We start from the raw sequence: 17,949 nt of genomic DNA on the forward strand, positions 1-17,949 counted from the left end.
GCCATTGAGGCGCCTGTACCTGTCGTGTCGGCCTGTTACCGACCCTCTGGTTTATTCAACAATGAGGCGCACGGAATAGTTGAAAGGGGGTTCGAGCATCTTCTGGAAGATCTCTGAGCGACAGGTGTATTCGCCATTGCCGGTATATGCGGTTCTGCTTTTCCTGTTTGGCCGGTAACTGGGTTCCAGGACACCAAAACCGATGGGGGCTTCAAACCGGGTTTGCATTTGGCAGCCGAAGTTGAAGGTGCTCATCTGGTAGGAGAGCACGAGTTCAATCGGTTTGATCTTTCTCAGCGTCGGCTGCCAGCCAGCAGCGGGATAAGTGAACTTCCTGTTATGGACGAAATAGAATTCGCGGGTCGCTTTGGCGGGCACGTCATAAGCACTCAAGGATATGTCCGGGTGCGTGGGTAGCTCACTTAGAATGTTTGTCATTTCCAAGGCGTGGGAGGTCTTGTTTACCAGCTCCACAGTGATGCCGGTGTTGGCCAGACTGGTGGTGGCGGCTAGCGGTCCCAGTAGCAGGCCGAGGATTAAATTTTTCATCATGTTCATGGTCATGTTGTCTCTCATATAATGCAAGGCGTAATAAAGCCTGCACAAGATAAATGTGTGCAATTAAAGTTGCTTTGTTTAGTGGTTTTTTTTACAAGGTGTTAATTGGTTTTTTTAAAATGTTAAGTGTCGGTTTGATCCATAGAGTTAGTGGGTTGTTGTTCGGACTTATTATTAGCGCTGTCGCGTGTGTTAATCCACAGTGAGTCAGTGTGGTGTTGTTATTTGATGTTTCGATGTCATCAAGTTTTGATGGCTCGGAAGTTGATGGATGTAAAAAAGCCCCGGCTCTTTCGAGTCGGGGCTTTTATGTAAGGGCCGGTTATTGTATTTACATCACGGGATAATCGATGTAACCCACCGGGCCTTTCCCATAGAACGTTTCCGGATGCGGCTCGTTCAGCGGTGCGTCAGCTTTCAAGCGCGCCGGCAGGTCCGGGTTGGCAATGAACGGGACACCGAAGGCCACCGCATCCGCTTTGCCCTCGGCCAGCCAGGCGTTGGCGCTGTTCTTGGTGAAGCGTTCATTGGCAATGTACGGGCCGCCAAAGGCTTGCTTGAGCTGCGGGCCGATGCTGTCTTCGCCTTCCTTTTCACGGGAGCAGATAAAGGCGATGCCACGCTTGCCCAGCTCGCGGGCCACGTAGCTGAAGGTTTCCAGGCGGTTCTCGTCGCCCATGTCATGGGAGTCGGCGCGTGGCGCCAGGTGCATGCCAACCCGGCCGGCGCCCCATACTTCGATGACGGCGTCGGTCACTTCCAGCAGCAGGCGGGCGCGGTTTTCCAGGGAGCCGCCATAGTTGTCGGTGCGCTGGTTGGTGCTGCTTTGCAGGAACTGGTCGAGCAGGTAGCCGTTGGCGCCATGGATTTCCACGCCGTCGAAACCGGCGGCCTTGGCGTTCTCGGCGCCTACGCGGTAGGCGTCGATGATGTCGGCGATCTCAGCGGTTTCCAGTGCGCGTGGCGTTGGGTAGTCGGCCAGCGGACGTACCAGGCTCACATGGCCCTTGGGCTGGATGGCGCTGGGCGCCACCGGCAATTCGCCGTTCAGGTACGACGGATGGGAGATCCGGCCCACGTGCCACAGTTGCAGGAAAATCTTGCCGCCGGCGCCATGGATGGCTTTGGTCACGTTGCTCCAGCCGCGCACCTGGTCGTTGGACCAGATGCCGGGGGTGTCCGGGTAGCCCACGCCCATGGGGGTGACAGAGGTGGCTTCGCTGAGGATCAGGCCGGCGGAGGCTCGTTGCACGTAGTACTCGGCCATCAGCGCGTTAGGCACACGGCCCGCGTCGGCGCGGCAGCGGGTGAGCGGCGCCATGATGATGCGGTTTTTCAGCTCGATGTCGCCGAGTTTGATCGGATCGAAAATTGTCGCCATGAACTACAACCTCATAAGTGAAGGGGAAAAGTCAGTGAGTTGCGGGAGCCAGGTCGGTATGACCGCCTTGGCGGAAAGTGATCAGGGTGACCAGCAGCGCCAGCACGGCCAGAGCTCCGGCGGCCAGGGGCACGCTGGTCAGGCCCAGGCCGTGGTCGATGACACTGCCGCCGACCCAGGCGCCCAAGGCGTTACCGATGTTGAAGGCGCCGATGTTCAGGGTGGAAACCAGGTTTGGCGCGGCTTTGCCGAAGGTCACCACGTTGACTTGCAGGGCCGGCACGGCGGCGAAGCAGGCGGTGGCCCAGAGGAACAGGGTGATTTCAGTGGGGATCAGCGCGACGCTGGTCCAGCTCAAGACGGTGGACACCACGGCCATGGTGGTGAAAACCCCCATCAGCGTGTTCGCCAGGCTCTTGTCCGCCAGCTTGCCGCCGATGATGTTGCCCAGGGTCAGGCCCAGGCCGATCAGCACCAGGGTCCAGGTCACGCCGCGGGGCGATACGCCAGTGACTTCCCCCAGTAGCGGGGCGACGTAAGTGAACAGGGTGAACACCGAGGCGGAAAACAGCGCAGTCATGCTCAGGGACAGCCACAGGCCTGCGCCCTTGAGGGCGACGAGCTCCGAGCGCATGTCGAGTTTTTCTTCATCGCGCTTGGCCGGCAGAAAGCGGATCAGGCCGATCAGGGCAATCACGCCGATGACGGTCACGGCCCAGAAGGTTGAGCGCCAGCCGGCTTCCTGGCCCAGCGCGGTGCCCAGCGGTACGCCGAGCACGTTGGCCAGGGTCAGGCCGGTGAACATCAGGGCCACGGCCGAGGCGCGCTTGTTCGGTGCCACCAGGCCGGCGGCCACCACCGAACCGATGCCGAAGAACGCACCATGACACAGGGCAGTGACGACCCTGGCGAACATCAGCACGTTGTAGTCACTGGCGATGGCGCAGAGCAGGTTGCCGATGATGAAAATCCCCATCAGCGCCACCAGGGCTGCCTTGCGTGGCAACCGCGCGGTGGCCAGGGCCATGAACGGTGCCCCGATGGCCACGCCCAGGGCATAGCCGGTCACCAGCCAGCCGGCACCGGGAATCGATACACCCAAGTCGGCCGCCACCTCAGGCAACAGGCCCATGATGACGAACTCGGTGGTGCCGATGGCGAAGGCGCTCAGGGCCAGGATGAGAAGTGAGAGGGGCATGGTGGATCCTTGTCGGGTCAGAGCTCTTGGCTCATTTGCTTGAGGAACTGCTGGATCACGTCCTCGTTGCGCTTGAAGAAATGCCATTGACCGACCTTCTGGCTGGTGATCAGCCCCGCCCGTTGCAACACCGCCAGATGGGCCGACACGGTGGACTGCGACAGGCCGCAACGCTGGTCGATCTGTCCGGCGCAAATGCCGAATTCGTGGTTGTGCAACTGTTCGGGGAACTGGACCTTGGGGTCTTTGAGCCAGTTGAGGATGTCTCGCCGTACTGGGTGTGCCAGGGCTTTTATTATTTCGTCGAGGTCGAGGGTCATGGTTGGCTGCTCGGGATGAGTAAAACGCTATATCGCGATGAGGCGAACCTTAAATCGTTATTTGACGATATACAAATATGGATTTGATCTGAACATCGAATAAATCGCTATATCGGGTTATAACGATATGGGGGCGGTGATGCTAAGCTTCGCGCCATGAACTATCTCGCACACCTGCACCTCGGCGGCCCCGGCCGGGAACGTTTGCTCGGCAGCCTCTACGGCGACTTCGTCAAAGGGCCGCTGCAAGGGCTGTACGATCCGCAGATCGAAGCGGCGATTGCCCTGCATCGGCGCATCGACATGTACACCGATCGTCACCCCGTGGTGGATGTCGCCTTGTCGCGCTTTTCCACCGTACGGCGGCGCTATGCCGGCATCGTGCTCGACGTGTTTTTCGATCATTGCCTGGCCCGGGACTGGACGGTGTATGGCGAAGGGCCGTTGCTGGACTTCACCTCCCAGGTCTATCGGGTGCTCGCCGCCGAGCCGCAGTTGCCTGGGCGCTTGGCGCAAATCGCGCCTTACATGGCGGCGGATGACTGGCTGGGGTCTTACCGGGAGTTCGAGGTGCTTGGGCAGGTGCTACGAGGCATTTCCCGGCGCCTGTCCCGGCCCGAGGAACTGGCCGGGGCCATGGAGGAGTTGGTCAGACTCTATGAGCCGTTGAGCGAGGATTTCCGGCTGTTCTACCCGCAGTTGCAGGACTTTGCGTTGAGCCAGACAACCACAAAACTAATTGTGGGAGCGGGCACTGGCTGTCACTGAAGATCAAATGTGGGAGCGAGCCTGCTCGCGATGAGGGCCTGACAGTCAAGAATCAGGTGACTGACAGACCGCTATCGCGAGCAGGCTCGCTCCCACAAGGGATCCTTTGGCACAAAGGACCCGGTTCAAGCTGCAATGGCAGGCCGCATCGGCACTTGTTGCTTCTGTGGAATTTCGCCAAACAACGCCTTATGCACCGCCTGTTGCGCCTGGAACGCCAGGGCTGCGCGTTCCTGGCCGTGGCAGGCAATGGGTGGCAGCAGATGGATATGCACGTCGCCCCGGTCATTGGCAAACAAGCGCATCAGATGGGACAACAGATCATCATCGCCAATGAACGGTGCCAGCGAATCAGGCTCGCCGTTGCGCAGGTAACGGATCGCCACCGGTTGCAGTGCCACGTCAGCATCGATGGCCGCCGACAATAGACGACCGTGGAAAGTGCGCAGGGAGCGGCCATCGGTGGTGGTGCCTTCGGGGAACATCAGCAGCGGATGGGCCTGTTCCAGGTGTCGGCCCATCTGCTTGCGGATCAACTGGCTGTCGCCCGAGCCGCGCCGGATAAACAGGCTGCCCGCTTTGGCCGCCAGCCATCCGGCCACGGGCCAGGTGCGTACTTCGGCCTTGGACAGGAAGGACATTGGCGTGAGCATGCCCAGCAGTGGGATATCGGTCCAGGACACATGGTTGCTGACCCACAGCATGGGCTGTTGCGGCATCTGGCCGTGCACCGTCACGTGGAAGGGCAGGGCATGGCTCAGGCGCGCCATGAAAAAACGCGACCAGCGCTGGCGACGTACCATGGAGTTGGCCACACCCAACCGTTCAAACAGCCCGAACACGCTGGCCATGCTCAGGCCCAGCGCCACCACCAGCAACACTCGCGCGATTCGCGCGTACACCCGCAACCGACTCATCACACCGCTGCCTTGAAGTGGCGGGCGTAGCGTGGGCACAGTTCGTCGCGCTTGAGCAGGATGAACACGTCGGCCACCTGGAAATCCTCATCCCAGCACGGCTCACCACAGATCTTCGCGCCCAGGCGCATGTAAGCCTTGAGCAGAGGTGGCATTTCGGCGATGACGTTGGACGGCACGTCCAGGGCCGGCAACGGTTTTTTCGGCACTGCGCGCAGGTGTTCGGTGCACAGATAACGTTCGCGCAGGCGCTGCATGATCGCCTGGGCCTGGACGCCGCCGTCCTGCATCGGGATGCTCGCGCAGCCCATGAGATAGCTGTAGCCGCCCTCGTTCAGCACCTCGGCCAGTTCGCCCCAGAGTACCGCGATGGTGCCGCCGTTGCGGTAGGCCGGGTCGACGCAGGTGCGGCCGATTTCCAGGATCGGGCCCTTGAGATGGACCAGGCCGTGAAGGCTGAACTCTTCTTCACTGTAGAACCGGCCCAGGCTGCTGGCGGCGTGGTGATCAAGCAGGCGCGTCGTCGCCACGAGGCGGCCGGTGTTCAGGTCGCGTACGCCGATGTGGGCGCAGTGAACATCATAGTCGTCCATGTCCAGACCCATTTCCGCGCCTTTGAGCTTGGCGTTGAATTCGCCGCTGAAGACGTTGAAGCGCAGGGCCTGGGCTTCTTGCAGAGCGTTGGCGCCAATCAGGCGTTCGGCTTGCAGGCGGCGTTCATTGCCAGTGTCGCTGATGCGGGCGATCTGAGTCATAGCGAATCTCCGTGCGGGCTGTTCAGTTGCAGCCGATCGACTTTCTTTATGCAGCCATGTTGTGCAAAGTCAGGCTATGTAGCCCCGGTGTCATCGCCATGAAGCTTTGGTGATGCTTATATGACAGCCCATTGAGGAGCCTCCCATGCCCTGGCAAAACCTGATCGAACGCGGCGAACGACTGCCCGCCCATCCGGACCTGGCCGAGGGTTATGCGTCCTTGCTGCAACGCCTGGGGCCGGTTACGCCGTTCGAACTGGCCGTACTGGGGGCGCGATTGATGGCAACGCCGGGGTTGGCTTTTCTGGTGGGCTATCAGGCGGCGCTCCGGGTACTTTGGCCCAGCGCGCCTCAGAGCCTGGGCGCCTTGTGCGCCACGGAGCAGCGCAGCCTGCGCCCGGCGGACATGCAGACTCGCGTCACCGATCTGCGTTTGAGCGGGCGCAAGGATTTCGTTACCGCGGGCGATGCCGCCGAGTGGCTGCTGATCGCCGCTCGCAGCGAAGCACCCGGCGAGCCGCCGCGGTTGAATCTTGCGGTGGTTTATCCCGGAGAGCCGGGCGTGACCCTGGAAAAACTTCCGGCCATCGCCCTGATGCCAGACATCAGCCATGGCCGGGTGGTGCTGGATGGCGCGCTGTGCGAGTTGTTGGCCGGGGACGGCTGGGACGCCTACGTCAAACCGTTCCGCACCCTGGAAGACCTTTACGTGCTCAGTGCCATGGCCGCCTGGTTGTATGGCGTGGGGCAGGAGTGCGCTTGGCCCCAGGCCCTGCAATTGCGCCTGCTGGGGTTGCTGGCAGGTTGCGCTGAAGTGAGCCGTCACAACCCGTCCAGCGCGGCGGGGCATGTGCTGTTGGGTGGGTTGTTCGCCCAGTTCAACGGGCTCGATGAAGAACTGAGCGACGCCCTGGCCGCCGGCCCGGCGTTGTGGCGCGAGATGTGGACGCGAGATAAAGCCGTGATGGAGATGGCGGCGGGGGCGCGGGCCAAGCGGTTGGCCAAGGCAATGGGGTAGCCCTTCAAGCGCAGACCCCTTGTGGGAGCGAGCCTGCTCGCGATGGCGCTGGACCAGCAACATCGATGTCGGCTGACACTGCGCTATCGCGAGCAGGCTCGCTCCCACAGGAAAATGCCACAAATATCTAATCTGTCATCCAGTTTGATTAGGCTCAGCAGGTTCAATCCTGCGAGCCCCAAGCATGTTCAAAGGCTGGTTACTGATTCTCCTGCTGATGTTCAACCTGCACGCCCACGCCGAAAACTGGCCTGGCGAGCAATGGTCAATCGGCCCGCCCCCCACCGGGCCGGCCATCGAAGCCCTGGCGCAATACGCCTTCCCACCCCGCGACGATGCCACTCGCCAGGGTATCCGCACCGATGCGCTACTGGTGATCCAGGACGGGCGGCTGGTCTACGAACGTTATGCCGGGTCCACCCGTGCCGACACTGCGCACCTGACCTGGTCGATCAGCAAAAGCCTGATGGCGACGGTGTTCGGCGTGGCCTATGGGCAAAAGCTGTTCAGTCTGCAGGATCCGGCCGCCCGGTATTACCCAGCGTTGGGCAAGCACCCGGACATGACCCTGGCCGATCTTTTTCACTGGGCCTCGGGGCTGGATTGGCAGGAAGATTACGAATACGCACCGCTCAAGTCCTCGGTGGTGGCGATGCTCTACACCCGGGGGCGGCAGGACATGGCGGCGTTCACCGCGCAGCATGAAAGCTTCAGCCCGCCGGGACAGGCGTTCCGTTATTCCAGCGGTGACAGCAACCTGTTGGCCGCGGCATTGAAAAATATCGTCGGCCCGGAGCGCTATCCCGATTATCCCTGGACGGCCCTGTTCGAGCCGCTGGGTATCCGCCACGCCACTTGGGAAACCGACGCCGCCGGCACGTTTGTCGGGTCCTCCTACGCCTACCTCACGGCGCGGGACCTGGCGCGTGTGGGGCTGTTGATGCAACGGCAGGGACGCTGGGGCCAGCGGCAGCTGATCCCGCAAGCCTGGGTGGCGTTCAATCGCGAGCCCTTCGCCCGCTTCCGGGCTGGCCAGGACGAAGCGGTGCCCGGTGGGCATTGGTGGCTCAACCGCGCTGCCGACCCGGCCATCCGCCCGTGGCCCGATGCGCCGCCGGATACGTTTGCCGCGCTGGGCCATTGGGGGCAGGCGTTGTACGTGATCCCCAGCGCCGGGCTGGTGATCGTGCGCTACGGTGATGACCGCGACGGCAGCTACCGCCACAACGAATTGCTCAAGCGAGCCATGGCGGCGTTCGCCGGGACGGTGCAGCCATGAGACGCAGACCGCTGCTCACGCTGATGTCGGTGCTTGTTGTGGTGCTGCTCGGCTGGATCTGGCTCGAGCGAGTGGCGCTGCGGGCCTTTCCCGACATCATCAGCGCCTACACCGCCAAGGAGTATTGCTCGTGTCGCTACGTGATGGAGCAACCGGCTGACTACTGCCATGGTTATGTAAAGCAGTCGGTGCCCATCAGCGATTTTTTCGAGAGCCCTGAAGCGAAACGCATCACCGTCGCCGGGCTGGGGCGAAGCAATAGCGCGCGCTGGATGGGCGAGCGGCAGGGGTGTCGGTTGGAGCCGTGACCGGATCTGTGGGAGCAGAGCTTGCCCGCGATGCAGGCGCCGTGTTTCAGCAGGCAAACCCAGTGATCGTTCATCGCGAGCAAGCTTTGCTCCCACAAATGTTGAATCCCCCTTGTCAAAGGCCCTGTGTGTTCCCGAAGGGGGATTGAAACAGAAGGTTTGCAAGTGCCCTCGGCCCGGTTAAGGTTCGCCACAGGTTTATCTACCCTCCGAGTGTGTATGTTCAAGCGGTCTTTTTCTCATGCTGTCGCGACCTTGCTGCTGGCCTGCGCCACGCTGCCGGCCCAGGCCAATTGGTACCTGGACGGCGAATCGTCGCGGCTGTCGTTTATCAGTAGCAAAAATGGCAATGTTTCTGAGGTCCAGCGCTTCCTGGTGTTGCATGGTCAGGTCCAGCCCAAGGGGATGGTCCGGCTGGAAGTGGAGCTGGAGTCGGTCAACAGCGGTATCCCCCTGCGTGACGAGCGCATGCGTGCCGAGTTGTTTGAGATCAAGCAATTTGCCGACGCCTCCATCACCGCGCAGCTCGACCTGTTACCGATCCAGGACCTGGCCAACGGCGCCCAACTGGAACTGCGCTTGCCGCTGACCGTGGACCTGCACGGCAAGCAACAGGTGTATCAGGCCGAACTGCTGGCAACGCGCCTGGATGAACGACGCTTCCAGGTCGTGACCCTGGAGCCGGTGGTGCTCAATGCGGCGGATTTCGACCTGGCGCCGGGATTGGAGACGCTGCGCAAACAGGCCGGGCTGTCGGCCATCAGCCTCGCAGTGCCGGTGAATGCGGTGCTGATTTTTACGGCGCGCTGACATGAGCGGCCCGGTATTTCCGTGGCGCGAGGGCAATCGTTTCGAACTGTTGATCGATGGCCCACAGTTTTTCCCGCGCATGCTGGTGGAAATCGCCCGCGCCCAGGAACAGGTCGAGCTGGAGTTGTACCTGGTGGAAGCGGGGACTTGCGCCGAGGCGATGGTTCAGGCGCTCGTCCAGGCTGCCGAGCGCGGTGTTCGGGTGCGTTGCCTGTTCGATGACTACGGCAGCCTGGCGTTTACCCAAGACCTGCGCCACCGCCTGATCGAGGCGGGCGTGGAGTTGCGTTTCTACAATCGCCTGAGTTGGCGCCGCTGGGTACGGAATTTATATCGGGACCACCGCAAGCTGCTGTTGGTGGACCAGCGCCTGGCGGTGGTGGGCGGCACCGGGGTCACCGATGAGTTCTGGAGCCCGCTGGATGACCGCTGCGAATGGCACGAGGTGATGGTGGAAATCGTCGGCCCCTTGGTGCTGGACTGGCAGTTGCTGTTTGACCGTCAATGGCTCGCCAACCGTCATCGCCGTGCCTGGAAGCCGGCGTCCAACTTCGGCTTGCCGCGCTTGCCCCGGGTTCCGCCGATGGGCGAGGGCATGGGGCGGGTGGCGTATGCCGATGCCCGCCAGAATCGCGACATTCTGCAATCGTTGTCCCGGGCCCTGAACAGCGGTCAAAAGCGGATCTGGATGGCGACCCCGTATTTTTTGCCCACCTGGAACGTGCGCCGCTCCTTGCGCAAGGCTGCCGCCCGCGGCCTTGATGTGCGCCTGTTGCTCACCGGTCCGCGCACCGATCACCCGTCCGTGCGCTACGCCGGGCACCGTTATTACCCGCGTCTGCTCAAGGCTGGGGTGAAAATCTTCGAATACCAGCCGTGTTTCCTGCACCTGAAGATGGTGCTGGTGGACGACTGGGTCAGCATCGGCTCCTGTAATTTCGATCACTGGAACCTGCGCTTCAATCTGGAAGCCAACCTCGAAGCCCTCGACTCCGCACTCAGCACTGCGGTGGCGGCGAGTTTCGAGCGAGACTTCGCCCAGAGCCTGGAGGTCAGTCTCGACGCCTGGAAGCATCGGCCGCTGTGGAAACGGGTCAAGCAACGGGTATGGGGGTTGGTGGATCGGGTGGTGGTGAACCTGCTGGGGCGGCGGGGCTAAGAAGATCGCAGCCTTCGGCAGCTCCTACAGGTGATCACCTTTCCCTGTAGGAGCTGACGAGTGCAATGAGGCTGCGATCTGTTGAGGGTCAGAGCAACTCAAAACTCTGTTGCTTCACATCCTGGGAATCCAGGCCGATCTGTACGTTGAACTTGCCCGGTTCAGCGGCGTACTTGAGCTGGGCGTTGTAGAACTTCAGATCGTCTTCGGTGATGGTGAAGTGAATGACTTTCTTCTCGCCAGCCTTGAGCATCACCTTGCGGAAGTCCTTCAGCTCCTTCACGGGGCGGATGATCGAGCCGGTCACGTCCTGGATATAGAGTTGCACCACGGTTTCGCCGTCACGCTCGCCGGTGTTTTCCAGGGTCACGCTGGCATCGAGCTTGCCGGTCTTGTTCAGCGTGGTAGACGACAGGGCCATGTCCGTCAGGCTGAATTCGGAGTAGCTCAGGCCGTAGCCGAACGGGTAGAGCGGGCCTGTGGTGTCGTCGAAGTATTGCGAGGTGTAGTTGCCCGGCTTGCCCGGCGTGAATGGCCGGCCGACGCTCAGGTGGTTGTAGTAGGTCGGAATCTGGCCCACCGAGCGCGGGAAGGAGATCGGCAGCTTGCCCGAGGGGTTGTAGTCGCCGAACAACACGTCGGCGATGGCGTTGCCGCCTTCGGTGCCGCTGAACCAGGTTTCCAGGATCGCATCGGCCTGTTGTTTTTCATCCGCCAGCGACAGCGGGCGGCCGTTCATCAGCACCAGCACCAGGGGTTTGCCGGTGGCCTTCAGCGCCTTGATCAGCTCGCGTTGGCTGGCGGGGATGCTCAGTTCCGTGCGGCTCGAGGATTCGTGGGACATACCGCGGGACTCGCCCACGGCGGCCACCACCACATCGGCTTGCTGGGCGGCCTTCACGGCTTCGTCGATCAGCACCTGGGCAGGGCGCGGGTCATCGACCACTTCCGGGGCGTCGAAGTTGAGGAAGTTCAGGTAGTCGAGGACTTTCTTGTCGCCGGTGATGTTGGCGCCACGGGCGTAGATCAGCTTCGATTCTGCACCCAGGGCGCGGGTCATGCCGTCGAACAAGGTCACCGACTGCGCCGGGCGACCGGCTGCGGCCCAACTGCCCATCATGTCGATCGGTGCCTTGGCCAGCGGGCCGACCAGAGCGATTTTGGCGGTCTTCTTCAGGGGCAGGGTCTGGTTGCGGTTTTCCAGCAGGACCATGCTGCGGCGGGCCACGTCACGGGCATCGGCACGGTGCAGGCGGCTTTCGGCGTAGGTGTCGGCCGGGTCGTCCTCGGCCTTGCCGATGCGCAGGTACGGATCCTTGAACAGGCCCATGTCGTATTTGGCGGCGAGGACTTCGCGCACCGCATTGTCGATGTCGCTCTGCTCGATTTCACCGGCCTTGAGCAGCCCAGGCAGCTCCTTGCCGTACAGCGAGTCGTTCATGCTCATGTCGATGCCGGCCTTGATCGCCAGCTTCGCCGCTTCGCGACCGTCGCGGGCCACGCCATGTTTGATCAGTTCGAAGATGGCGCCGTGGTCACTCACCGCAAGACCCTTGAACCCCCATTCCTTGCGCAACAGGTCGTGCATCAGCCAGGTGTTGGCGGTGGCGGGCACACCGTTGATGGAGTTCAGCGCGACCATCACCCCGCCGGCACCCGCATCGATGGCGGCACGGTAGGGTGGCAGGTAGTCCTGATACATTTTCACCGGGCTCATGTCCACGATGTTGTAGTCCCGGCCACCTTCCACTGCGCCGTACAGGGCGAAGTGCTTGACGCTGGCCATGATGCTGTCGGCCGCGTTGGCGCCGCTGCCCTGAAAGGCTTTGACCATCACCCCGGCGATGCGCGACACCAGGTAGGTGTCCTCGCCAAAGCCTTCGGAGGTCCGGCCCCAGCGTGGGTCGCGGGAAATATCCACCATCGGCGCGAAGGTGATGTCCAGGCTGTCAGCCGCCGCTTCCCGGGCGGCAACACGGCCGGAGCGGTAGATGGCGTCCATGTCCCAACTCGAGGCCAGGGCCAGGGGGATCGGGAAAATGGTACGGTGGCCGTGGATCACGTCATAGGCGAAGAACATCGGGATCTTCAGCCGGCTGCGCATGGCCGCGTCCTGCATCGGGCGGTTTTCCGCACGGGTGATGGAGTTGAACGTACCGCCGATGTTGCCGGCGGCGATTTCCTTGCGAATCATCTCCCGAGGCATCTCGGGGCCGATGCTGATCAGGCGCAACTGGCCGATCTTCTCCTCAAGGGTCATCTGCTTCATCAGGTGGCTGATGAAGGCATCCTTGTTTTCCATCGGGGTTGGCAGGTTGTCGGCTACTACGGATTGACTGGCCAGTGTGACAAAAAGGCCCAGCAAACACAGCTTCTTCATGAATGGTTTCTCGCAAGCCTAAGGGCGGTCATCAGTACACGCCGTCAGCAAAATGTGAGGAGCGGCTATTGTTGTTCGAGTATTGTCTGACTTAAGAGCAGCACTGTTTTCGAACGCACGCGGATGAACTTAGTTTCGTGCAGGGCATCTTTTAGCCCACCGACCCTGATTCAATCCCGTGGCGGCGGCAGATTATGCCCCAGTCACCGGAGAGATAGGTGACTGTGTTTTTTCAATGGAATGTAGAGGGGAGCTTCAACCGATGAATCAACGACTCAATCACCTTCGCCACCTGCAAATGCTGGCGCTGATGCTGTTCACCACACTGTTGGCCGGTTGCGGCATCAACAACATTCCAACCCTGGACGAACAGGCCAAGGCTGCCTGGGGACAGGTGCAGAACCAGTACCAGCGCCGAGCCGACCTGATCCCCAACCTGGTGGAGACCGTCAAGGGCTATGCGCAGCACGAACAGGAAACCCTGACGGCGGTGGTCGAGGCGCGGGCCAAGGCCACGTCTATCCAGGTCGATGCCGGGACGCTGGACAACCCGGAAAAACTCAAACAGTTCCAACAGGCCCAGGATCAGTTGAGTGGTGCGTTGAGCCGGCTGATGGTGGTGGTCGAGCGTTATCCGGACCTCAAGGCCAACCAGAATTTCCTGGCCTTGCAATCACAACTTGAAGGCACCGAGAACCGCATCGCCGTGGCTCGTCGCGACTTCATCCTCGCGGTGCAGCAATACAACACCGAAATCCGCACCTTCCCCGGCCGCCTATGGCACAGCGTGTTGTACAGCGATCTGCCGATCCGCGAAACCTTCGAAGCCACCAGCCCCAACGCGGAAAAAGCCCCTGAAGTGAAGTTCTGAAAAAACTGTGGGAGCGAGCCTGTGGGAGCAAAGCTTGCTCGCGATGAACGATAACGCGGTCACTAGAAAGACCAAGGTGCCTTCATCGCGAGCAAGCTCAGCTCCCACACCCGCTCGCTCCCACACAGGAGTTACGATGCGAGTGTTGAAATTTGGCCTGGTGCTGTTGCTCTGGGTCTTTGCCATCACGGCCCAGGCCGAGTTGAGTTTTCCGGCACTGACCGGGCGGGTGGTGGACACTGCCCAGATGCTTGAGCCTTCGGTGCGCACGCAACTGGATGCACAGCTCAAGGCCCATGAACAGGCCACCGGTGAACAGGTGGTCGTGGTCACGCTGGCGGACCTGCAAGGCACCAGCATCGAAGACTTCGGTTATCAACTGGGGCGTCACTGGGGTATCGGGCAGAAGGATAAAAACAACGGCGCGCTGCTGATCGTGGCCCGGGATGACCGTAAACTGCGGATCGAAGTGGGCTACGGACTGGAAGACCGCCTGACCGACGCCCAGAGTTCGGTGATCATCAACCAGGTGATCACCCCGGCGTTCAAGGCCGGCAATTTCAGCAAAGGTATCAGCGACGGCGTAGCGGCGATGTTGAGGGTGCTGGGCGGCAATGCGCTGGATGAGCCGGCTGCGGCGTACGGTGCCGATGGCCAGGAGGCGGGCGATTTCGTCGGGCGCCATCCGGGGTTGTTCGTGTTGTTGGTGCTGCTGTTCATCGTAACGGTGTTCGTGTGCCAGATGCTCGGTATCCTGCCGGCCGGACGCGGTGGTTCCGGGGGCGGCTATGGCGGTGGTGGCGGTGGTTTTGGCGGTGGTGGCGGTGGCTTCAGCGGCGGTGGGGGCAGTTTCGGGGGCGGCGGTTCGTCGGGCGGCTGGTGACAATAATAATGAGCAGGCACTTTTAACCATGGCATTACTGACTGAACACGAACAACGCAAGGTCGCCGAGGCCATCGCCCAGGTGGAGCGCGACACCGACGCCGAGCTGGTCACCGTGCTCGCTGCCCGCGCCGACGACTATGCCTACATCCCGCTGCTATGGGCCAGCCTGCTGGCCTTGGTGGTGCCCGGCATGGTGCATTACCTCACGGGCTGGCTGACCATGCACAGTCTGCTGCTGGTGCAGTGGGGCCTGTTTATCGTGCTGTGCCTGGCGTTTCGCATTCCTGCAATCACCACTCACCTGATCCCCTGTTCCGTGCGCCACTGGCGGGCCTCCAATCTGGCGCGCCGGCAGTTTCTCGAGCAGAACCTGCACCACACCGTCGGCGGCACAGGCATGTTGATTTTCGTTTGCGAAGCCGAGCGGTACGTGGAAATCCTGGTGGACGAAGGCATTTCCACACGTCTCGATAACAAACACTGGGAAACCATTGTCGCCGCCTTCACCCAGCAGGTCCGCCAGGGCCAGACGTTGCAGGGCTTTGTCACCTGCATCGAGGCCTGCGGCCAATTGCTCAAGGAGCATGTGCCGGTGACTCACGCGCGCAATGAGCTGCCGAATCGGTTGGTGGTGCTGGGCTGAAAAATGGCTGCCAGCACAAGCCTGTGGGAGCAAAGCTTGCTCCCACAGAGGCTACTGCTCGCCACACGAACTTTTCCGTGCCCTCGCTGCCCATCCCCCCTAAAATAACCGCCATTCCCGATCCGCCCGCCCCGAGGCCGCTTTTCCCATGTCAGTTACCGCTACCCCCGCCCGTCCTGCGCCGGATCACCATGCCCAGTTCATCGAGCTGCTGCAAAGCAGCCTTGAGCAGAACGCCTTCATCAAACTGGTGCTGGCCAAGTACGTCGGTGAGGAAGCGGACCTGCAGCGGCTGATCATCAAGCAGTTGACGGTCAAGGATCAGCCCTGCCTGTCCTTCGTTTACCGCTACAAAACCCGCGACATCACCAAGAATTTCCCGCTGGCCGAAGGCGTGACGACCATCGCCGCGCTGTTGCCGGTGTCGTTCAAGAACGCGCATCTGCTGGCTGTTACCGACGAAGCGCAGCTGGAATACAGCAAGAAGGGCAAGAGTTCGCTGTTCAAGAGCAAACCCCAGCAACTGCGAGAAGTGCCATCGGCCGAGCACAATCGGGAGAAAAACCGCTTTCTGGACCTGAACCGCCCGTTCCTGGCGGATCTGGGCGTGACCAACCACAAGCACGAACTGATCCCGGCGATGTCGCGCAAGTGGAAGCAGATCAACAAGTTCATCGAAGTCTTCAGCCATGCGCTGACATCGTCGCCGCTGGCCCTGGATCAACCGGTGCGGGTGTCGGATTTCGGCTCGGGCAAGGGTTACCTGACGTTCGCCATCCATGACTACCTGCGCAACACCTTGCAGGCTGAAGGGATCGTGACCGGCGTCGAACTGCGAGAGGACATGGTCAAACTGTGCAACGAAGCTGCCGCGCGGCTGGAGCACCCGGGGCTGAGCTTTGAGCACGGCGATGTGCGCAGCGTGGCGCCGGCTGCGGTGGATGTGATGATTGCCTTGCATGCCTGTGATATCGCCACCGATTACGCGATCCACATGGGCATTCGCTCGGGCGCTTCGATCATCATGTGCTCGCCGTGCTGCCACAAGCAGATCCGCTTGCAAATCCAGAGTCCGGCGTTGCTTAAACCGATGCTGCAATATGGCCTGCACCTGGGCCAGCAGGCAGAAATGGTCACTGACAGCCTGCGGGCGCTGTTTCTGGAGGCATGTGGTTACGAAACCAAGGTGTTCGAGTTCATTTCCCTGGACCACACCAACAAGAACAAGATGATCCTGGCGGTCAAACGCGCCGAACCGGTGGACCCGGCCGAGCTGCTGGCGAAGATCCAGGAACTCAAGGCGTTCTACCACATCACCGAGCACTGCCTCGAAACCCTGCTGCGCGCTGACGGTTATCTCGCCTGAGCATCTGGCACATTACCCTGTGGGAGCGAGCCTGCTCGCGATTGAACGATGACGCGGTGTACCTGAAAAATCGCGCCGCCTGAATCGCGAGCAGGCTCGCTCCCACACGTTGCATGCAGCATCCAGCGATGTGCAGCCCGTCAGGTAATCAGCGCTTATCCCTCATCTACCGACGTACCGGACTACCTTTAATGCGTTCACTACCTACGCATTCCTCAAGGAGTCCTTCCCATGGCCGCAAAGAAAATCCTGATGCTGGTTGGCGATTACGTCGAAGACTATGAAGTGATGGTGCCATTTCAGGCCTTGCAGATGATCGGTCACACCGTTCATGCCGTGTGCCCGGACAAAACCGCCGGGCAGACCGTGCGCACGGCGATCCACGACTTCGAGGGCGACCAGACCTATAGCGAAAAACCGGGGCATCTGTTCGCGCTCAATCATGATTTCGTCAGTGTCGAGGCCGCTGATTACGATGCGTTGCTGGTGCCGGGCGGACGTGCGCCGGAATATCTGCGCCTGAATGAGAAAGTCCTGCAACTGGTGCGTGACTTTGACCAGGCGGGCAAGCCGATTGCGGCGGTATGCCACGGTGCGCAATTGCTGGCAGCGGCGGGCATCCTGGAAGGGCGCGAATGCAGCGCTTATCCCGCCTGCGCTCCGGAGGTGCGTCTGGCCGGAGGGACCTTTATCGAGTGCGCGGTCACCGAAGGCCACGTTCAAGGCAATCTGGCGACCGCCCCGGCCTGGCCGGCGCACCCGAACTGGCTGGCGGGGTTCCTGACGCTGCTGGGCACGGCCATCACCTTGTAAGGCACTGGCAGAACAAGCGCAGCGGGTCTTTACTCTTGGGGATGCCTCAACCGCCCAGGAGAAAGAACATGTCCGGATGGTACGAAGTCAGCAAAAGCAGCAACGGCCAGTTTAAGTTTGTGCTCAAGGCGGCCAACGCCGAAACGATTTTGACCAGCGAGCTGTATACGACCCGCAGCGGTGCCGACGGTGGCATCGCTTCGGTGCAGAAGAACAGTCCACTGGCCGAACGTTATGAACTCAAGAGCACCAAGGACGGCCACCCTTACTTCAACCTCAAGGCTGGCAATCACGAAGTGATCGGCAGCAGCGAAAGCTATTCCTCTGACGCCGCCCGGGACAAGGGCATTGCCAGCGTCATGGCCAACGGACCGACCACGGTGATTAAGGACAAGACGCTGGCGGCGTTTTGACCGCATCGCCAGGCTCGCCCTTGTGGGAGCGAGCCTGCTCGCGATGACGGCTACACGGCCGGCAAACTCTTCAGACCGCTTCGCAGCCGAGCGGGAGCAAGCTCCC

19 protein-coding genes are annotated in these 17,949 nt (G+C 61.3%); 12 read left to right on the top strand and 7 right to left on the bottom strand.

Going from position 1 to position 17,949, the window contains the following annotated elements; all coding sequences use genetic code 11:
- Positions 1–51 precede the first annotated feature (51 nt).
- From BM132_RS07875 to BM132_RS07890, 4 genes are all read right to left on the bottom strand, one after another.
- On the bottom strand, positions 52–564 hold the full coding sequence (locus tag BM132_RS07875; protein WP_092397174.1) for a hypothetical protein: 513 nt from the start codon (positions 562–564) through the stop codon (positions 52–54).
- A 325-nt stretch (positions 565–889) separates the two neighbouring features.
- On the bottom strand, positions 890–1,939 hold the full coding sequence (locus BM132_RS07880) for an alkene reductase (protein WP_092454390.1): 1,050 nt from the start codon (positions 1,937–1,939) through the stop codon (positions 890–892).
- 31 nt (positions 1,940–1,970) lie between these two features.
- A complete protein-coding gene (locus BM132_RS07885) occupies positions 1,971–3,137 on the bottom strand; it encodes an MFS transporter (RefSeq protein ID WP_092454392.1) in 1,167 nt (388 codons plus the stop codon).
- Positions 3,138–3,154: 17 nt separating this feature from the next.
- A complete protein-coding gene (locus BM132_RS07890; RefSeq protein WP_014336977.1) occupies positions 3,155–3,457 on the bottom strand; it encodes an ArsR/SmtB family transcription factor in 303 nt (100 codons plus the stop codon).
- 156 nt (positions 3,458–3,613) lie between these two features.
- Here BM132_RS07890 and BM132_RS07895 point away from each other — a divergent pair, with 156 nt between their 5' ends.
- Entirely contained in the window at positions 3,614–4,225 is a 612-nt protein-coding gene (locus tag BM132_RS07895; RefSeq protein WP_092454394.1) for an acyl carrier protein phosphodiesterase, read from the top strand.
- A 125-nt stretch (positions 4,226–4,350) separates the two neighbouring features.
- On the opposite strand, the gene BM132_RS07900 is transcribed toward BM132_RS07895, so the two are convergent.
- Both BM132_RS07900 and olsB read right to left on the bottom strand, forming a co-directional pair.
- The gene (locus BM132_RS07900) at positions 4,351–5,142 is read right to left on the bottom strand and encodes a lysophospholipid acyltransferase family protein (RefSeq protein ID WP_092454396.1); all 792 of its coding nucleotides are present in this window, start codon (positions 5,140–5,142) and stop codon (positions 4,351–4,353) included.
- Complete coding sequence (gene olsB / locus BM132_RS07905) at positions 5,142–5,897, bottom strand: L-ornithine N(alpha)-acyltransferase (protein ID WP_092397184.1); 756 nt, start codon at positions 5,895–5,897, stop codon at positions 5,142–5,144. Before olsB ends, BM132_RS07900 begins: the two co-directional genes overlap by 1 nt.
- A gap of 145 nt (positions 5,898–6,042) precedes the next feature.
- On the opposite strand from olsB, the gene BM132_RS07910 reads away from it, so the two are divergent.
- From BM132_RS07910 to BM132_RS07930, 5 genes are all read left to right on the top strand, one after another.
- Entirely contained in the window at positions 6,043–6,915 is an 873-nt protein-coding gene (locus BM132_RS07910; protein WP_092454398.1) for an acyl-CoA dehydrogenase middle domain-containing protein, read from the top strand.
- Positions 6,916–7,099: 184 nt separating this feature from the next.
- Positions 7,100–8,194, top strand: coding sequence for a serine hydrolase domain-containing protein (locus BM132_RS07915; RefSeq protein ID WP_092454400.1), 1,095 nt, complete (start codon positions 7,100–7,102; stop codon positions 8,192–8,194).
- Entirely contained in the window at positions 8,191–8,502 is a 312-nt protein-coding gene (locus tag BM132_RS07920) for an amidase (protein ID WP_092454402.1), read from the top strand. The genes BM132_RS07915 and BM132_RS07920 overlap by 4 nt, the downstream gene beginning before the upstream one ends.
- 219 nt (positions 8,503–8,721) lie before the next feature.
- Positions 8,722–9,312, top strand: a complete 591-nt coding sequence (locus BM132_RS07925) for a YceI family protein (protein ID WP_092454404.1) — start codon at positions 8,722–8,724, stop codon at positions 9,310–9,312.
- 1 nt (position 9,313) lies between these two features.
- On the top strand, positions 9,314–10,471 hold the full coding sequence (locus BM132_RS07930; protein ID WP_092454406.1) for a phospholipase D-like domain-containing protein: 1,158 nt from the start codon (positions 9,314–9,316) through the stop codon (positions 10,469–10,471).
- An 88-nt stretch (positions 10,472–10,559) separates the two neighbouring features.
- On the opposite strand, the gene bglX is transcribed toward BM132_RS07930, so the two are convergent.
- On the bottom strand, positions 10,560–12,851 hold the full coding sequence (gene bglX, locus BM132_RS07935) for a beta-glucosidase BglX (protein WP_092454408.1): 2,292 nt from the start codon (positions 12,849–12,851) through the stop codon (positions 10,560–10,562).
- A gap of 262 nt (positions 12,852–13,113) precedes the next feature.
- On the opposite strand from bglX, the gene BM132_RS07940 reads away from it, so the two are divergent.
- The 6 genes from BM132_RS07940 to BM132_RS07965 all read left to right on the top strand — a co-directional run bounded on the left by BM132_RS07940 (position 13,114) and on the right by BM132_RS07965 (position 17,843).
- Positions 13,114–13,722, top strand: a complete 609-nt coding sequence (locus BM132_RS07940) for a LemA family protein (protein ID WP_092454410.1) — start codon at positions 13,114–13,116, stop codon at positions 13,720–13,722.
- Positions 13,723–13,858: 136 nt separating this feature from the next.
- Entirely contained in the window at positions 13,859–14,605 is a 747-nt protein-coding gene (locus BM132_RS07945; RefSeq protein WP_092454412.1) for a TPM domain-containing protein, read from the top strand.
- Between the two features lie 28 nt (positions 14,606–14,633).
- Positions 14,634–15,251 carry a TPM domain-containing protein gene (locus BM132_RS07950; RefSeq protein WP_092454414.1) on the top strand — a complete coding sequence of 206 codons (618 nt, stop codon included), beginning with the start codon at positions 14,634–14,636 and terminating at the stop codon, positions 15,249–15,251.
- A 148-nt stretch (positions 15,252–15,399) separates the two neighbouring features.
- Positions 15,400–16,617 (top strand): class I SAM-dependent methyltransferase, encoded by a 1,218-nt coding sequence (locus tag BM132_RS07955; protein WP_092454416.1) that lies wholly within the window; start codon positions 15,400–15,402, stop codon positions 16,615–16,617.
- A 231-nt stretch (positions 16,618–16,848) separates the two neighbouring features.
- A complete protein-coding gene (locus tag BM132_RS07960) occupies positions 16,849–17,430 on the top strand; it encodes a DJ-1/PfpI family protein (RefSeq protein ID WP_092397206.1) in 582 nt (193 codons plus the stop codon).
- 68 nt (positions 17,431–17,498) lie between these two features.
- Complete coding sequence (locus tag BM132_RS07965; protein ID WP_092454418.1) at positions 17,499–17,843, top strand: YegP family protein; 345 nt, start codon at positions 17,499–17,501, stop codon at positions 17,841–17,843.
- Positions 17,844–17,949: the final 106 nt, after the last annotated feature.

Origin of the sequence: Pseudomonas sp. NFACC45 (assembly GCF_900113505.1) — a bacterium.
Classification (GTDB): Bacteria; Pseudomonadota; Gammaproteobacteria; order Pseudomonadales; family Pseudomonadaceae; genus Aquipseudomonas; species Aquipseudomonas tehranensis.

Coding starts and splice junctions, on each gene's coding strand:
- BM132_RS07925 (WP_092454404.1), top strand. CDS start 8,722: ATGTTCAAGCGGTCTTTTTCTCATGCTGTCGCGACCTTGCTGCTGGCC.
- BM132_RS07885 (WP_092454392.1), bottom strand. CDS start 3,137: ATGCCCCTCTCACTTCTCATCCTGGCCCTGAGCGCCTTCGCCATCGGC.
- BM132_RS07955 (WP_092454416.1), top strand. CDS start 15,400: ATGTCAGTTACCGCTACCCCCGCCCGTCCTGCGCCGGATCACCATGCC.
- BM132_RS07965 (WP_092454418.1), top strand. CDS start 17,499: ATGTCCGGATGGTACGAAGTCAGCAAAAGCAGCAACGGCCAGTTTAAG.
- BM132_RS07880 (WP_092454390.1), bottom strand. CDS start 1,939: ATGGCGACAATTTTCGATCCGATCAAACTCGGCGACATCGAGCTGAAA.
- BM132_RS07920 (WP_092454402.1), top strand. CDS start 8,191: ATGAGACGCAGACCGCTGCTCACGCTGATGTCGGTGCTTGTTGTGGTG.
- BM132_RS07900 (WP_092454396.1), bottom strand. CDS start 5,142: ATGAGTCGGTTGCGGGTGTACGCGCGAATCGCGCGAGTGTTGCTGGTG.
- BM132_RS07930 (WP_092454406.1), top strand. CDS start 9,314: ATGAGCGGCCCGGTATTTCCGTGGCGCGAGGGCAATCGTTTCGAACTG.
- BM132_RS07895 (WP_092454394.1), top strand. CDS start 3,614: ATGAACTATCTCGCACACCTGCACCTCGGCGGCCCCGGCCGGGAACGT.
- bglX (WP_092454408.1), bottom strand. CDS start 12,851: ATGAAGAAGCTGTGTTTGCTGGGCCTTTTTGTCACACTGGCCAGTCAA.
- BM132_RS07915 (WP_092454400.1), top strand. CDS start 7,100: ATGTTCAAAGGCTGGTTACTGATTCTCCTGCTGATGTTCAACCTGCAC.
- BM132_RS07890 (WP_014336977.1), bottom strand. CDS start 3,457: ATGACCCTCGACCTCGACGAAATAATAAAAGCCCTGGCACACCCAGTA.
- BM132_RS07950 (WP_092454414.1), top strand. CDS start 14,634: ATGGCATTACTGACTGAACACGAACAACGCAAGGTCGCCGAGGCCATC.
- BM132_RS07875 (WP_092397174.1), bottom strand. CDS start 564: ATGACCATGAACATGATGAAAAATTTAATCCTCGGCCTGCTACTGGGA.
- BM132_RS07945 (WP_092454412.1), top strand. CDS start 13,859: ATGCGAGTGTTGAAATTTGGCCTGGTGCTGTTGCTCTGGGTCTTTGCC.
- BM132_RS07940 (WP_092454410.1), top strand. CDS start 13,114: ATGAATCAACGACTCAATCACCTTCGCCACCTGCAAATGCTGGCGCTG.
- BM132_RS07910 (WP_092454398.1), top strand. CDS start 6,043: ATGCCCTGGCAAAACCTGATCGAACGCGGCGAACGACTGCCCGCCCAT.
- BM132_RS07960 (WP_092397206.1), top strand. CDS start 16,849: ATGGCCGCAAAGAAAATCCTGATGCTGGTTGGCGATTACGTCGAAGAC.
- olsB (WP_092397184.1), bottom strand. CDS start 5,897: ATGACTCAGATCGCCCGCATCAGCGACACTGGCAATGAACGCCGCCTG.